Genomic DNA, 16,352 nt, shown 5'->3' on the forward strand with positions numbered 1-16,352 from the left:
TTCAGCAATCTATTTAGCCTATTTTATTCTTTGAGGCCAGCAACTAAATAATCTAGCAATACACGTACATTAGTAGCTACAAATTGACGCGGCGGATAAACGCCCCACACACCTTCTTGCTTAGGTTGATATGATGTTAAAATAGGTACAAGCTCCCCACTGTTAATCTCGCCCTCTATGTAGTAGTCAGGCAGTTGCACAATTCCTAAGCCTTTTTTAGCACCATCAACAAGTGCCCACCCACTATTGCACTGTAGCCTGCCAGCAATTTTAATGTGTTTTTCACGCTCACTTTCGTGTACACGCCAATAACTGCTATTACCTATTAAGCATTGGTGGTTATTCAATTCCCCCAAGGTATGCGGCTCACCAAAGCGCCTTAAATACGAAGGTGATGCACACATAATAAAGCGCCGAGCACTTAGCCTTCGCGCTTTTAAACTTGAATCTTTTAAATGCCCTAAACGTATTGCTAAATCAAACCCCCCTTCTAGTAAATCTTCTTGTTCGTTACTTAGAGTGGCAATCACTTCGACTTCAGGGTGATCGTGCATAAAATTGTGCACAATTGGCATAATAAATGTCTCCCCATACATAACAGGGGCCGTTAACTTAATTTTTCCTTTAGGCGTAGTTTGATGCGTTGCAAGGCCTTGCGTAGCATCGTCCATTGCATGCTGTAAATGCTTTATTTGATGTAAAAAAATCTCACCCTCTTTGGTAAGAACAACTTTTCGGGTGGTACGCGTTAAAAGCTGGGTATTTAAACGTTGCTCAAGGGCGGTTACATGCCGGCTAATATGCGCAACCGAAAGCCCTAGCGTTTTTGCCGCAGCAGTAAAGCTCCCTTCTTCACCGACTGCTATAAATTCATCAATCCCGTCCCAACGCGCCATTATTACCATACTGTAAAAGTGTTTTAATAAATCAAAGATTATCATTATATGAGAAACAAATACAATGGTCGCATCACCCAAACAAATTGGGTCTACAATTGATATTTAATACCACTACAAAGGATAAACACATGTCTGAATTTATAAAATCAAAAGCAGCGATTGCTTGGGGCCCTAACCAACCTTTAAGCGTTGAAGAAGTTGATGTGATGATGCCTAAAAAAGGCGAAGTAATGGTAAAAATTTCTGCTACTGGTGTTTGTCATACCGATGCATTTACCTTATCAGGTGAAGATCCTGAAGGTATATTCCCCGCTATTTTAGGCCATGAAGGCGCAGGCGTTGTATATGCAGTTGGCGAAGGCGTAACAAGTGTTGAAGTGGGCGATCATGTTATTCCTTTATACACAGCCGAATGTGGCGAATGTAAAATGTGTACATCTGGCAAAACTAACTTGTGTTCAGCAGTACGCGAAACACAAGGTAAAGGCTTAATGCCAGACGGCACAACGCGCTTTTTTAAAGACGGCCAACCAATTTATCACTACATGGGCACGTCTACATTTTCTGAGTACACAGTACTTCCGGAAATTTCATTAGCTAAAGTAAACAAAGAAGCATCGCTTGAAGAAATTTGTTTACTAGGGTGTGGTGTAACAACGGGTATGGGGGCTGTAACAAACACGGCCAAAGTTAAGGCAGGCGACACAGTGGCTATATTTGGCCTTGGCGGTATCGGTTTATCAGCTATTATTGGCGCAAAGATGGCAGGCGCTAGTCGTATTATTGGTGTTGATATTAACACCAGTAAATTTGACCTTGCGACGAAACTTGGCGCAACAGATTTAATAAACCCAAAAGATTTCGACAAGCCAATTCAAGAAGTGATTGTTGAAATGACCGACGGTGGCGTTGACTACTCGTTTGAATGTATTGGTAACGTTGATGTAATGCGATCTGCTCTTGAGTGTTGTCATAAAGGTTGGGGTGAGTCGGTAATTATTGGTGTAGCCGGTGCAGGCCAAGAAATTTCTACACGTCCTTTCCAACTTGTTACTGGCCGTGTATGGCGTGGTAGTGCATTTGGTGGCGTTAAAGGTCGCTCGCAACTGCCTGAAATTGTTGAACGCTACATGGCAGGTGAATTTGCCCTAAATGACTTTATTACACATACAATGAGCCTTGAAGAAATTAACGACGCGTTTGATTTAATGCACGAAGGTAAAAGTATTCGTACAGTAATTCATTACTAATACATATTACGTCAACAACTCATAAGAGCCGCAAATTTAAAGGTTTGCGGCTTTTAAGGATTTTTATGTTAGAGAATATCTCAAGTACAAAAGTAGCCGGTGGTTGGCATAAGCAATATACCCATGCTGCAACAAGTACACATTGCACTATGCGCTTTGCAGTATTTTTACCACCAGGTGCAAGTGAAACAAACAAAGTACCCGTGCTTTATTGGCTATCGGGTTTAACCTGTACCGACGAAAATTTTATGCAAAAAGCCGGTGCATTAAAAAAAGCTGCCGAGCTGGGTATTGCAATAGTTGCACCTGATACAAGCCCGCGTGGCGATAACGTCCCCAATGAAGACAGCTACGACTTTGCACAAGGCGCAGGCTTTTACGTAAATGCCACGCAAGCACCTTACAACACACATTTTAATATGTACGACTATGTAGTTGATGAGCTACCAGCGCTTATTGAACAGCATTTTCCAATAACAAATACCAAAGCAATTAGTGGTCACTCTATGGGCGGGCACGGTGCATTAATGGTTGCACTTAAAAACCCAAAAGCCTATGTAAGTGCCTCGGCTTTTAGCCCTATTGTAAATCCGATTGAATGCCCTTGGGGTGTAAAAGCATTTACTGGTTATTTAGGAAATGATAAAGCACTTTGGGCACAATATGACAGCTGCGAGCTGATGAAAAATGCAGAGCAAGCTAATTACTTACCTATGCTAGTAAGCCAAGGCGATGCCGATGGCTTTTTACAAGAGCAACTTAAGCCAGAAAATTTAGTCGCTATTGCTGATAAAAAAGGCTACCCGCTTACACTTGAAATGCAAGCAGGTTATGATCATAGTTACTTTTTTATAAGTAGCTTTATTGACCAACACTTATTATTTCATAGTCAGTTTTTGACTGCGTAGTCTCATTAGTGTGTAGTTCTGACTTATCTACTTCTACACACTCTTTTAATACTCTACTCACTTGCCTACATACTTGTACAGTATCACCCTCACCTTTTACTAAATCGATCAGTAATGAATCTATTTTTAACCCTACATCGGTAAAATTAAACCCGTTTTTATCTGTAGGTATAGGTTCGATTGGATTTTTATAAGGCTCTGAACGAGCAGAAATACTGCTATATTGATTTTCACGTGCATTTGACTGTGCCTGCCCATCAATTATGGCGCCAGCCACAGTGCAACCACTTAGGTAAATAATACATAAAAATATAATTAGCGTTCTCATAATTCATCCAAGTCAAAGCATTACCTAAATTATATACAACTTTGGAAGCAGCGTTGTAAGAATATGTAATATTAAACATTTTACATATCGTGACTTAGTTATTTTGACGCAACTCGACTCAAATTTATTTCTTAAAATAAGTCGCTGTTTTTCACATAACTATAATGGTAAATATTGAAAATAAGTGTAAATGGCTATGTAAACTTTTCAGACTTCAATAATCCAACTTGTCAAAAATCATTTAAGCAATTGATTTATAGAAATTTAAATTCTGGCTTGTCCTTTGCTATAAGTTTTCATACTTTAGCAATAGGAATCGTTATGGAAATTGATTTACAGTGGAACGAAATCATCGATAATTTAATTCACCTTGGGATAGCCTATTTGCTCGCCCTACCTATGGCTTACGATAGAGAGCGTAGCCATGATGGTGCAGGATTAAGAACCTTCCCTTTAGTAGCCGTAGCATCGTGTGGCTATGCCGTAATAGCTATGTCGGTGCTAGAAGGTGCAGAGGCGCAATCTAAAATGCTGCAAGGCATAATAACAGGTATTGGCTTTATTGGCGGTGGTGCAATTTTAAAAAATAACAAATCTACGTCAGGCACGGCTACTGCAGCCAGTATTTGGAATATGGGTTTAATTGGTATAGCTGTCGCATATAACCGTTATGAAATCGCCATTGTGTTAGCTGTCATTAATTTTATCACTCTTAGATACGTTAAAAAGTTTAAGTAATCGAACATATTAATAATCGAGCAAATAACTTGTTTTAAAAAATCATCCTGTAGGTGATATAAAGTTTGTTATACCCATACTCGCGTGACGTTATTATATAACATATAATACCGGCAAATTTTTAACGCCTGTTTGAGCTCAGTAATGTCAACCCTAAACTCAACGCCTCGATTACATCACATTGATTTACTTCGAGGTATTATCATTATTTTTATGGTCATAGATCATGGCATGTATTACTGCCTAAACTATTCAGTGACCGATCCGATGACTATTCCGGGAACCGATCCGCTAACCTTTTTCACCCGTTTTGTTTCACACTTTTGTGCGCCGCTTTTTGTATTTTTAGCGGGCCTTTCGGCAGCCATAACCGAACATAAGTACGTCTCAACTAAAGCGTTTGCACATAACTTAATTGTTCGAGGGCTAGTGCTTATAATATTCGAATTTACAATCGTCTCATGGTCGTGGAGCTTTAACCCATTATTTCCAATGTTATACGCACAAGTTATTTGGGCTATTGGTTGGGGCTTTGTAATGCTGGGGCTGCTTCGTTTAGTTGGCTTATATTCTGTATTTATAGCGGGTTTGCTATTAGTGTTTGGCCACAATATGTTTGATGATGTAAGTTTTGAGCCAAATACTCTAGCAAATACGCTTTGGTCTATAGCTCATCAAAAAAATGTACTCGAACTGCCTTTTGGCTTTAAAGTAAGAACAACCTACCCTGTAGCTCCCATTGTAGGCTTAATGGCGCTTGCTTATTGCGCTGGCGCTTATTACAAAGCAAAACAATACAGTGCAAAAGCAATGAACCACGCAGCTTTACTCGGTGCAAGTTGCTTAGCGTTATATGTAGTGCTACGCGGGTTTAATTTATACGGTGATACATCAACATTTACTATTCACAGTAATACTTTTGACACAATTATGTCGTTTTTAAACCCAACCAAATACCCGCTATCATTACAGTTTATGCTGTTAACGGTGGGCTTGGGGCTTATAGCACTTAAGCTTTTAAATAATGTTAAAGCTGACTTTTCACGTGGATTTTTACAAGTACTTGGCAAAACAAGTATGTTTTCATACCTTGTACATTTATATTTGTTGCATGCACTAGCGTGGTTGCTTATCCCTGTTTTAGGGCTTAATTTTAGCGATATGACCTACGGTGAAACTCTTGTTGGTTTACCGCCAGGGTATGGAATGAGCTACGTAGCTACACTTACTTTTATAGCCGTTGTTATTGGGCTTACCACTTTACTTGCTAAACGCTACATTATTTGGAAACGAAATAACAAACACAGCTTAATTGCCAAATATATATAGAAATTACTTCTCTAAGTAGTAAATTATAGGCATGAAAAAGGCGCTTTAAAAGCGCCTTGGGATTCAAGTATGTGTGCTTAAAACATATCTTGATAGGAATGGTTTGCACTAAACGAAATTGCTTTCTCAAAACCTGGAAGCTCAATACCATCTTCGCCTATTACAATGTCGTTATCGTCAATGGCGCCATCGCCAAAACGGTATACTAATTCGTACTTGCCAAGGTCAGCTTGTGCTTTATAGGTATTTTGCGCAGTAACAACTGATCTATTTTTATCTGCATAATTACTCATAACCTCATCACCGTGGCGTTTAGCAAGCATTTGCATCGTTACTTTAGCGCTAAGTACAGTCGCTGTGGCGTTATTACCGCCAAAGCCTTTTGAGTTTATAAAGGCTATGTCCATATCGCCGCAATCGTAATGACTGTTACGTATATCTAAGTGATCTGCATAAACATCGTCAGCAACTTTATCAATAGTCGTAATGCCCGGCATAATATTATGGCTAAATACACCCAGCGCAATCGCAAGCTGATCGCCACTAGCAGGTGCAATTGTATGCCCTACATAAGCTTTTGGCGCTGTGACTTTCCAGCTATCAATAGCAAAAGTTTGCGCTACTTTATGATAAATAAGTGACTCTGTTACTCTGTTTTGCGGCGTGCTAGAACCATGCGCTAAAATAAAGCTGCGGTTTTGTAGTGCGTCTTTACCTAATAAGCTTGTTGCCAATGCCGCAGATTTAGCCATGGTAATGTAATTACCCGGGCCCGGTGAGGTGATTGATTTTTTAATGCCATCGGCATTTACAAATACATCAGGAACTGAGCCCATAATATCTGCACCAAGCTCTAGTGCTAATGCATCATCCATTAAAATAGTCACTTGTGCACCTTCACCTAATGTAAAACCACAGTTGTCGCCAAATGGGCGACTGCTTTTACGGTAATCTGGCTCTTGTTCACTGCTTAAGTTATCTAAACGGCGCAGACCTTCAATATTTGCAAGGGCGCTCATATTACCAAACCCTTCGACTACTTCTGGCGTTATAGCGCATTCAACACTTGCAACAACCGCAACACGGGTTCGCCCTGCTTGAATATCGTTTACTGCAGCGCGCAAGTTATATAAAAATGTGGCACATGCCCCCGAGGTCGAAAACGTAGTTCCTACATTACCTGTAACGTACGCGTTTATAAAATCAGTCGACATTGTGTTTAAACCAAGCGCTAATTGCTTAGTACTAACACGATCGCCCTGCTGACGCGCTTTAACTAAACCACCTAATCCTTTATCGTCCATTTGGCCAATAACCGAGGCTGAATAAGTGCCAATTTTATCTGGCTCTACGCTATTCATTATGCGTTGCCAGTCAAGTCCAGTAGACTTGATAGCGTCGTTTGCTGCAAATATAGTGGCTTGCAAACCGCGTGGCTGATAACGGCTGTTATACATAATTGATGGATCAAATCCCGTAGGAAACTGCCCCGCCGATTTAATTGGGTTATCACGTGTAGAATCAAGCTTTACGTCTAGCTCTGCGGCTATCGTTACTTTTACTTTTTTGCCCTCAAGCTCTTGTACACTCCAACTTGCAGGCACAGGAGTTGGTAAATCACGAGCGCGAGTTTCAAATACAATTGCGTTTTCGTCAGACGACTTTAACGTCATTTTCTGCTGCCAAGGCGTGGCATCTGCATCAAAATGTTCTTTTTCAATTTTACGAATAAGCGTCCCAGCTATAATTTGCTTACCAAAGCGTGCTTCTATGTCGCTTTGCTCAACATTATTACCGTTTGTGTCTTGTAATTGACCATCAACAACGCGTACTAAGTTCATTAATGTGGCGAGGCCTAAAAATGTTTCACTACGGACTTGTGCGTTTAATGCATCTAACACGATACGGCGGTAACCTTGATGAAAAGACGTTCGGCCTGCAGCGTTTATACCGCCCATGCCTACAATTACAGGTAATGCTGTCATAATTAACCTTTAAAGCGTGTTATTGGAGAAGCACACAGTTTAAATGGATTAACCACCACACTTTATGCTTTAATAGCCAAATATTCAGCATTAAAGGCCAAAAACCACTGGTCGGAGCTTTAAAATGAATAAAAAACTGCTTAACCCCGTATTAAATATTGCAATTACTGTGTACCCACACTTACTTATTACCAGTTTAACGCTACCCATTGAAATGCTAAGAGCCGGCGAAGCCTTTGCAAAAGGCCACTTAAACCAAGCTGACTTTAGACCACTTAGTATAAATTTAATTGCTAAAAATAATGAGCCAATACAAAACCGTACCGGCCTTGCTATAGTCCCCGATTGCACTACTGCTAACGCACCGTATAACGATCTAATTATAGTACCCGGCATATGGCGAAATCCTCGTCCTGTCGTTCGTACTAATAAAGAGATAGTTGAGTGGTTACAAGAAAGCTTTGAAACTGGCAGCCATATAATTGGTGTAGGTACTGGTAATTGCTTAGTTGCAGAGGCAGGGTTACTTGATGGGCACCCCGCTACAACCCACTGGCATTATGCAAAACAATTTAGCCACGACTACCCATTGGTCAGCCTAAAACCCGACTTTTTTATAACCCAATCTGAGCGCATGTATACGGTGGCGAGCTTAAATGCACTTGCCGATGTAATAGTACATATTATTAGCCAATATTACGGTAAAGCCGCTGCACAGCACGTAGAACGTAACTTTTCGCACGAAGTACGTAAACCCTACGAAGATCAGCGCTACCTTGAAGGCGCGGTTGACCGCCACCCAGATGAACTAATAGCGCAAATTCAGTTTTGGCTTAAAACTAATTTAGCCAGCGAGTTAAACCTGCAAGAAGTCGCTGCACAATTTAGCTTAAGCTACCGTACCTTTACACGGCGTTTTAAGCTTGCAACTAACCAAAGCCCTATAGAATATTGGCAGCAATTACGGGTTGAAGGTGCTAAGGAATTATTAGCGTCGTCAAATTTAACTATTCAAGAAGTGGCACTTGAGGTTGGCTATAACGACCAAGGCCATTTAACACGCGTATTTAAAAAAGTGCTAAGCCAAACACCAAGCGAGTACAGAAAAGTAGTAAGAAGAAAGTTATTTGGTTAATGCATAACGGCTATTAAGTGGCTTTTATTGTTATATAAATTACACTATTACCTAAAATGCGGTTCAGGTTATTGTATGAGTGATGAAATAAAAAATCAGCTTTTTAATCAACAAAGTGACGACTCTATCGACGAAAAACTATTGCGCCTGCTTTCGCTTGTGCGCAAACACCTAAAAATGGATGTTGCGTTTATATCGGAGTTTACAAAAACAGATCGCGTTTTTAAAGTGGTCGATAACCAAACCAACAACACCTGTGTATCAGTTGGTAATTCTGACCCAATTTGCCAAACATATTGCAAAAAAATCTCAGATAACGAACTTGAACCTATCATACCCAACACGCATAAACACCCAATTACTAAGGCTATGCCAGTTACCAAAAAGTTAAATATTGGCTCATATATCGGTGTGCCTATAGTTTTAGCATCAGGTAAAATTTATGGCACCTTTTGTTGCTATAAAACGATATTTGATAACAATTTAGATAATAAAGATTTGGCGTTTTTAAAGCTTATATCAGAGCTTGCTAGCGAGCTAATAGAGCAAAAAGCACAATCTGATACTTTAAGTATTGAGACAAAAATACTCATTGAAAATATTATAAAAGCAAAAGCTATCACTATTTATTTTCAGCCCATTTTTAACCTAGCGACTAACCGGCTATCGGGTTATGAGTCGCTTTCTCGATTTTTTACCGAGCCTTACAAAACACCCGATGTATGCTATAAAGATGCCGATAATTTAGGTCTCGGTGAAGCACTAGAAATACTTGCAATACAAAATACCCTACACTGCATGGATGAGCTTGCCCCCCATACCTACGTAACCATTAATACATCGCCAGCGCATATATTATCGGGCGCGATTAATAATGTATTAAAAAATGTAGATTGCACCAGAATAATATTAGAAGTGACTGAGCACTCGCCTATTACAAACTATCAGGCTATGCGTGCTGCACTTGAGCCATTAAGGGCAAAAGGCGTAAAGCTGGCAATAGACGATGTAGGCGCTGGGTTTTCGTCTTTTCAGCATATATTAGAGTTAGAAGCCGATATTATAAAACTTGATATTAGCCTTACCCAAAATATAAATAACGACCGTAGAAAGTTTTTATTAGCAAAGGCGTTATGTGGTTTTGCAAAAGCAATTAACTGTTCAATTGTAGCTGAAGGCATAGAAAATGAAGATGAGCTTTTCACACTCAGAAAACTAAATGTAGATAACGTACAAGGTTATTTTATTGGTCGCCCCGCGCCAATTAACGAGGCAATAGAGTATCAAGCAGTCACGCTTTAATTAGGGCGTGTTGATCTTTGCGGATTGAAATTTGTTCAATCTAGGGGCGATTAAATCGCGGCGCGAGGTTTGTAACCTAGTGGGCTAAGTAAAAATCGAGCAACAAAGAGTTTATCGCCCCTAGGAAGAACCCGAAGGGCAGCACATGTTTAGCATTTATGCTGCGTTATCGCCTATTTATGTGGAATAACCACACTTCATAGGCTCTGCCTTGCCTAAAAACCAAACATACTGCTGCAAATTCAACCATCAAAGATCAACACGCCCTAATACATTTTAACGTAGTACGCCACTAAATTAGTGGCGCTCTGTGTCGTTAAACTCTTTTTGGTAGTAACGCTTTTGATAGCTTTTTACTTTAGTGTGTACGCCTTTACTTAAGCTTTTAAATTTTACCTCAAGTACATCTACGCCGTATAAAATACCGACCACCAGCACCGAAAGTTTAATAGCAGCAGCCAAATTGTCAGTAGCTATCATTACGCCAATTGAGGCAAGCACCCAAATGGTTGCAGCTGAGGTAACCCCTACTACAGCTCCGTCTTTTGCAAGCATAACACCAGCACCTAAAAAGCCAATGCCTGTAATTATTTGCCCCACTACACGAGAATGATCAATTACATCCCCTTGTAAGTTAAACGCGGTCGATAAAAACAAATACGTGCCCAGCGTTATTAACGCTGAGGTACGAATACCCACAGGTTTACCGCGCAATTGCCGTTCTATACCAATTATGGCACCGCAAAAAGCGGCGGTGCCAATGGCTGCCCATGAATAAGGAGCTACATCAATTAAATCTAAAAAAGTCACTCTTTACATTAAACCTATTAATTATTAGCAATGGCCACTGCGGTTCTTAGCCGTTGGCCACCAAATGCTGACATTTTACTATAATCACTGCGACCTATAGGTACGTACTGGCAATCTATTGCGAGTTGTTTATCGCTTCCTGGCTCGCAAAACGGGTCGTGAACATACACGCAGTGCTCATCAAGGTGAGTAACGCACACCCAATGCGGTGATTTTTTACCATCAAAACTGTATGTGCTAATTAATAACAGCACACTAAAACCTTGGCTTAACCACTGTTCAATGTGCTCAAGCTCAACATCTTTGTGCGTAAGCGGTATATTTGCCTGTGCAATACCATCAACAAATTGTTGATGCACTGTTGAAAGCACCACTTTTTTGCTTTCACTGCGTACACCATCTAAAAACAAAGGCTCTGTGGTATTTACCATGACCTCGCTTTTAAAGCCGCGTTTATTAGCGGCAAGTGCCAAACCAAACGGATGGCAACCACCATGGCCCGATGTCATAAAAATGGTGGTGCCTTCGCGCCAAAGTGCCAGCTCATGTGATTGGCTAAGCTCGGTTGTTGGCTTAAGTGCCCCCATTGCCATTAATAACGCCGCTGGCCCACAGGTAAACTCGGTCGTTTGCTGATACCATGGCGTTAAACGCGCTACTTTTAGCTCACTCGTTTGGCGAATATTTTTTTGCATTCGCAATGCATCACTATGATCGTCGTAATAATCGCTATATTGACCAAATACTTTGTAACCCAAACTTTTATAAAGCCCAATGGCACTTTCGTTATTTACGGCCACTTCTAATCGTAAGTAAATTCGCCCACGCTCGCTGGTTTGTTTTTCAAGCGCTGCTAATAGCATTTTGGCAATGCCTTTACCTTGCATTTGGGGTAATACCGCAAGCGAATATAAACGCGCCAAACGCGTGCCTTTATGGCACCACACCAACCCATAGCCGCATACTTGCTCGCCATTTTCTGCAACAAGCAAAATACCGTGCTTAGCATTTAACCAGCGCTTTAAACTGCGCGGGCTCAATTTATCGTTATTAAAGCAGGCGTTTTCAACGTCAATCAGTGCAATTAAATCACTACTAATTGCCTTTCGAATAACAAGGTTACTCATGTTATTACCCACGGCCTCGCGCTTCTAAACGCTGTTTAAACTCATCCATAATAATCATGTATAGCTCATCGCCTAAATAGCCGTCTTCAACTTTGTGATCAATACTTGGATTATCATTTACTTCAAGCACGTATGCTTTGCCTTGATGCTCTTTAACATCTACGCCATATAACCCTTTACCTACTGTTTTACATGCTTTTAAAGCGGCATCTAATACGGCTTTTGGTAACTCAAAGGTAGGTAGCGTTTCAAAACCACCAGAGAAAAACCGTTTAGCATCGTGATTATAAATTTGCCAATGGTTTCGTGCCATTAAGTAGCGACACGCATAAATAGCGCGGCCATTTAATACACCTACTCGCCAATCGTATTCTGTGTACATGTATTCTTGTGCAAGTACCAATGCGCTATATTCAAACAGCTCGGTTAATTTAGCTTCAAGCTCACTGCGGTTTGCAACTTTAAATACCCCTTTTGAGAACGACCCTTCAGGCATTTTTAAAACCAGCGGATAGGTAAACGCCTCTTCTAATTGCTCAAGCGTTTGCGCTGATTGTTCAGCCACTACCACGGTTTTTAAGCTCGGCACTTTTTGGTAATTAAACGCATCGTGTAAATACACTTTATTACAACAACGTAAAATAGATTCAGCATCGTCAATTACCACTAAACCTAGGCTTTGCGCTTTATTTGCAAGGCGATACGTTGGATGGTCAATCGCTGTAGTTTGGCGAATAAATAACGCATCAAACTGAGCAATATTATCAATTTCGTCAAAGCTGAGTGCTTGTGCATTAATACCATGTTTAGCCGCTGCTTTTATAAAACGGGCAATGGCGTCTTTATCACTCGGTGGTACTTTTTCGTTATGATCAACAAGTATTGCCATATTCCATCTAAAACGGCGCTGCACATTTCCAATGCGCCATTGTGTTTGGGTAAACATATTTAATTTTGCTATAAAATTGCTGTATTGCTCCTCGTTTAAAGAGCTAAGCGAACCTTGCTGTAACAAACCTTGCTCATCTACAAATAAAATAGGCGCTGGGTATTGTTTAAATACCGATTTAGCCGCTTTACTCTGTAATTCATTTAGCGCATTACCAAAATATACTGCGCCATCAATTTGACCAACATTTAACATAGGTGCTTGGCCGCCTCGAAGCGCGTTTATTGTTTTAACACTGGGTAATACTTGGTGTTTGCGGGCCTCTGCAAGCAACGAGCAATAATAACCCTTACTCAAGTATTGGCTTGAGTCGCATAAATTAATAATGCGGGTTTTAGGTTCATTATGTTTTGGGTAATCACGTAAGTAACTATTAAACGTAATTACATTTTCGAACGATTGAGCAAGTGTTTGCTCGTTGTTATCAACCACTATTAAGGTTTTAAACACGACTTTTCCTAGTTAAGTCAGAAATATAAAAAGCATGCCTAATAAAATACTCAGCACTATAAATAGAAACACCCATCGTACTAAGTGAGCATTGCGCGTATCACTTAACACGATGGGTGCTTTAACAAATACCTACTGTAAGTGTTAGCGCTTAAATTGCTTAAGCGACATCTGCTTTATATGCCCTTTTTAAAAACCACACAAACGAGATATTTTTAGCGTGAAGATAAAAAATATTGATTAACTATATTTTCCTATTAATGCAGATTAAAATACGCAAAATTACTATTTTATGAGCGTTATAAATGTCATACCCTGCCTGCCCACAGTGCCAATCTGAATATGTTTACGAAGACCAGCAACTGCTTATTTGCCCTGAATGCGCCTACGAATGGAACCCAAATACGACAAACGATGAAGACGCAATTTTAGTTAAAGATGCCAACGGCACTCTACTTAGTGATGGCGATAAAGTGACCGTAGCCAAAGATTTAAAAATAAAAGGCAGCTCACAAGTTATTAAAATTGGCACCAAAGCGGTCGTAAGGCGTGTGCTTGATAAAAAAGACCACGAGCTAGATTGCAAAGTTGATGGTATTGGCGAAATGATGGTAACAGCGAAGTTTGTGAAAAAGGCTAACTAGTAGGTCGGATTGGTGCGAAGTAATGCCTTCCCACAATAGATTTATGAACAAGGATAGGCGTTTATTGTTTTGCTAATTAGGATGAGTTTCATCCTAATTAAACCTCTTTTAAAATTAGGCAATACCTAAACCTTTACTAGTCGCCCACTTTAAGGCATGTTCCTATATGCCTTTATTAACTTACTATGAAACTGCTTTTTTGGTTCTTTCTATTGCGCTTAAAAATCCATCGACACCTTCATGCATAGGAGATTTATCTCCATGTTTTTTATCCAATGTATCTGATGCATTTTTAGATACTGCATCAATAGCTGATACAAGTAGCTTTTTCATTAAGTCAGGATCTGATTGATCCAATGCTTCGATCTGCATTTTAAAATTTTGATATGATTTAGCTAATGCCTCTTTATGAGCATACTCTTGCTGTAATCGCTGACTTTCACTCCTTCTCTTAGATGCAAACACAGTAAGCCATAAAACAGGCAGCACAATAGGTAACTTATACAAAATGCTTGAAGCAAGCTTACTTAGGTCTGTAATTTCAACAAACTTAATAAAGAAAAGCCCAACTTCTTGAGTAATAGATAAAAGAGCAACCAAAACTAATACGGTTATTGAGCCATAAAATAGCTTTGAATAATTTTCAATCGGTTTATTAAAAGACTCTTTAAGATCGTGGTAGGCAGTGGCTAATCCTGCACTTGTTGCTCCTGGTAATAGGCTTTCAATTTCATCATTTAGAGTTTTATATTTTAATTCTTGTTGCTTTTTAAATTCTTCTAAATGTTTTTCTCTAGCAATGATTTCGGCCTTTAAACCTCCTTCGAAATTCCCTTCATCGTTCTTAGTTCCAAATACATCTAAATGATATTCCCTAAAGTCTTTTAGCTTACCTTTAACTTCACTAAGTAAACTTTTAATGGTTTCTGATTCGGTTTCTGCTAACTCCAATGCACTATTTATTTCAGACGAAATTGATTCGTTAACGCTATCCCCGTCAAGCAAATCGCTTTTATACTGTTGAATTTTTTCATAGTTTTCTTCGAGTTTTTCCTCAAAACTATTAATTCTGGTACTTAAGCTTTCTTCTTCACCGTCATCAAAGTAATGTGTTTATAATTCTTTAATACGTTGATTTGAAAGCTCTAATTCTGAAACAAGGCTTGATGCACTGTCCTTATAGTCACAAACTGTATCCAAAATAGAGCTTGCTTCAGTTTGAAATGAATTTAACTTTGAATTAATTGTTTTCGTGTACGCTACGAATGAGGCACTTGCAGACTTTGCTGCTTTACCTGCAACAACTTGATAAGGCCTAATATAAGTTAATAAATTATCTAGATGCTTATTAGCATTTGTAATATGCCCAATGTTCCGATTACTTTGATAGCTTTTTATTTGCTGTAAGCACGAATTACATTGACCATGATAATTATCCCAAGTTGAAGGTGGTATTAGTTCTGGATCACAAGCTTCTAATAAAGAATTTAAATAATTAACTACTTTTTTAAATCTTGCTATTTCCTCCACGCTCGTTACGACAGTTTCATCGTCAACAAGTACCTCATCAGTAACATCAAGTATTTCTTCCCATACTGGTTTAAAAGCATGATTTTCAAATTGTTGAATCCAACGACTCATATAGTTCCCTTATCTTTTGATTCGCTGAAGCTTAAATCCAACGACTACCATATAGCATTGTATTGAATAACATTTTAATGATTTATAAAACAACAAAACGGCGTATATTACATAGCTCAATAATTCCACCAAACAACTTTAATGTAAACAAGTAATTACCCATGCATTCAAATGGGCCAAATGATTTACACCAAAACGACATTTAATAATGTTATGAGAAAAATTAGCTTTGTCGGATGGCGCTTCGCTAATCCGACCTACATATAAAACCAATGTTTTATAAAATTTCTACCACATCATATTCATGGTTTTTACCTGCAATAGTTAGGCTTACTTCATCATCAAGCTGCTTGCCTATAAGTTGTTTTCCCAGCGGGGCTTCGGGTGTAACAACTTGAATAATTAGCCCTTTAACTTCAACCGTTAAGCCGCCTGCGGCTGGGCCTAAATAAAACCATTTTTGTACCGTGTTTTCATCTTCTAAGCAAACGAGTGAGCTTATAATCACTTTATTATGAGTGGGCTCTTTAAAAATGGCTTCAAATTGTTTAATGCTTTTGTAGCAATCGTTTACGCGCTCAGCTTGGCCTTGTGCTAAATAAGCGGCTTCAAGCCCTAAGGTGTCGTATTGCGTTTCTGCAACGCTTTCTTCGTGAGTTGCGGCGTCGTGCGCGGCTTTGGCAGCTTGTTTAGCGCTGTTTAATTGTGCTTCAAGTGCAAATTTAAGGTGTTCAATTACGTGGGTTTTGTTCATGAGGGAGCGCTAATAACCAATGCTGTAAACTATGTGGTTAATTTTAACGTTATAAGGCGCTTAAAACCATTATTTTAAGCGCCGATATGTTTACTTAATTATT

The 16,352-nt window shown here is 39.4% G+C and carries 16 protein-coding genes; 7 read left to right on the forward strand and 9 right to left on the reverse strand.

From position 1 onward, the window contains the following. Positions 1-23: 23 nt before the first annotated feature. Positions 24-896, reverse strand: a complete 873-nt coding sequence (locus J8L71_RS08560; protein ID WP_211000169.1) for a LysR family transcriptional regulator — start codon at positions 894-896, stop codon at positions 24-26. A 131-nt stretch (positions 897-1,027) separates the two neighbouring features. Between J8L71_RS08560 and J8L71_RS08565 the strand changes: the two genes are divergently transcribed. Further along, positions 1,028-2,149, forward strand: coding sequence for an S-(hydroxymethyl)glutathione dehydrogenase/class III alcohol dehydrogenase (locus J8L71_RS08565; RefSeq protein WP_211000170.1), 1,122 nt, complete (start codon positions 1,028-1,030; stop codon positions 2,147-2,149). Between the two features lie 65 nt (positions 2,150-2,214). Next, on the forward strand, positions 2,215-3,057 hold the full coding sequence (gene fghA, locus J8L71_RS08570; protein ID WP_211000171.1) for an S-formylglutathione hydrolase: 843 nt from the start codon (positions 2,215-2,217) through the stop codon (positions 3,055-3,057). Here the strand turns inward: fghA and J8L71_RS08575 are convergent. Further along, on the reverse strand, positions 3,011-3,385 hold the full coding sequence (locus tag J8L71_RS08575) for a hypothetical protein (RefSeq protein WP_211000172.1): 375 nt from the start codon (positions 3,383-3,385) through the stop codon (positions 3,011-3,013). The two genes, fghA and J8L71_RS08575, sit on opposite strands and share 47 nt — an antisense overlap. A gap of 321 nt (positions 3,386-3,706) precedes the next feature. Between J8L71_RS08575 and J8L71_RS08580 the strand changes: the two genes are divergently transcribed. After that, positions 3,707-4,123, forward strand: coding sequence for an MgtC/SapB family protein (locus J8L71_RS08580; RefSeq protein WP_211000173.1), 417 nt, complete (start codon positions 3,707-3,709; stop codon positions 4,121-4,123). Positions 4,124-4,267: 144 nt separating this feature from the next. Further along, positions 4,268-5,452 carry a heparan-alpha-glucosaminide N-acetyltransferase domain-containing protein gene (locus J8L71_RS08585; RefSeq protein ID WP_211000174.1) on the forward strand — a complete coding sequence of 395 codons (1,185 nt, stop codon included), beginning with the start codon at positions 4,268-4,270 and terminating at the stop codon, positions 5,450-5,452. Between the two features lie 77 nt (positions 5,453-5,529). Here J8L71_RS08585 and J8L71_RS08590 read toward each other — a convergent pair whose 3' ends face one another. Continuing rightward, positions 5,530-7,437 carry a beta-ketoacyl synthase gene (locus J8L71_RS08590; RefSeq protein WP_211000175.1) on the reverse strand — a complete coding sequence of 636 codons (1,908 nt, stop codon included), beginning with the start codon at positions 7,435-7,437 and terminating at the stop codon, positions 5,530-5,532. A 124-nt stretch (positions 7,438-7,561) separates the two neighbouring features. Here J8L71_RS08590 and J8L71_RS08595 point away from each other — a divergent pair, with 124 nt between their 5' ends. Then, positions 7,562-8,572 carry a helix-turn-helix domain-containing protein gene (locus J8L71_RS08595; protein ID WP_211000176.1) on the forward strand — a complete coding sequence of 337 codons (1,011 nt, stop codon included), beginning with the start codon at positions 7,562-7,564 and terminating at the stop codon, positions 8,570-8,572. Positions 8,573-8,647: 75 nt separating this feature from the next. Beyond that, positions 8,648-9,874, forward strand: coding sequence for an EAL domain-containing protein (locus tag J8L71_RS08600; protein WP_211000177.1), 1,227 nt, complete (start codon positions 8,648-8,650; stop codon positions 9,872-9,874). A gap of 297 nt (positions 9,875-10,171) precedes the next feature. On the opposite strand, the gene J8L71_RS08605 is transcribed toward J8L71_RS08600, so the two are convergent. From J8L71_RS08605 to J8L71_RS08615, 3 genes are read right to left on the reverse strand one after another with little or no spacing between them, the layout of a single operon-like run. Further along, positions 10,172-10,684, reverse strand: coding sequence for an MgtC/SapB family protein (locus J8L71_RS08605; protein ID WP_211000178.1), 513 nt, complete (start codon positions 10,682-10,684; stop codon positions 10,172-10,174). A gap of 17 nt (positions 10,685-10,701) precedes the next feature. Further along, a complete protein-coding gene (locus J8L71_RS08610) occupies positions 10,702-11,811 on the reverse strand; it encodes a GNAT family N-acetyltransferase/peptidase C39 family protein (RefSeq protein WP_211000179.1) in 1,110 nt (369 codons plus the stop codon). Positions 11,812-11,815: 4 nt separating this feature from the next. Further along, positions 11,816-13,210, reverse strand: a complete 1,395-nt coding sequence (locus J8L71_RS08615; RefSeq protein WP_211000180.1) for a RimK family protein — start codon at positions 13,208-13,210, stop codon at positions 11,816-11,818. Positions 13,211-13,515: 305 nt separating this feature from the next. Here J8L71_RS08615 and J8L71_RS08620 point away from each other — a divergent pair, with 305 nt between their 5' ends. Beyond that, a complete protein-coding gene (locus J8L71_RS08620) occupies positions 13,516-13,854 on the forward strand; it encodes a zinc ribbon domain-containing protein YjdM (RefSeq protein ID WP_211000181.1) in 339 nt (112 codons plus the stop codon). 183 nt (positions 13,855-14,037) lie between these two features. Here the strand turns inward: J8L71_RS08620 and J8L71_RS08625 are convergent, their stop codons facing one another. The 3 genes from J8L71_RS08625 to J8L71_RS08635 all read right to left on the reverse strand — a co-directional run bounded on the left by J8L71_RS08625 (position 14,038) and on the right by J8L71_RS08635 (position 16,249). Further along, positions 14,038-14,805, reverse strand: coding sequence for a hypothetical protein (locus J8L71_RS08625; protein WP_211000182.1), 768 nt, complete (start codon positions 14,803-14,805; stop codon positions 14,038-14,040). Positions 14,806-14,967: 162 nt separating this feature from the next. Further along, positions 14,968-15,495, reverse strand: a complete 528-nt coding sequence (locus J8L71_RS08630; RefSeq protein WP_211000183.1) for a hypothetical protein — start codon at positions 15,493-15,495, stop codon at positions 14,968-14,970. 277 nt (positions 15,496-15,772) lie between these two features. Continuing rightward, positions 15,773-16,249, reverse strand: coding sequence for a GreA/GreB family elongation factor (locus J8L71_RS08635; RefSeq protein WP_211000184.1), 477 nt, complete (start codon positions 16,247-16,249; stop codon positions 15,773-15,775). Positions 16,250-16,352 lie beyond the last annotated feature (103 nt).

The sequence above is a fragment of the Pseudoalteromonas sp. MMG007 genome, assembly GCF_018100985.1.
GTDB lineage: Bacteria > Pseudomonadota > Gammaproteobacteria > Enterobacterales > Alteromonadaceae > Pseudoalteromonas.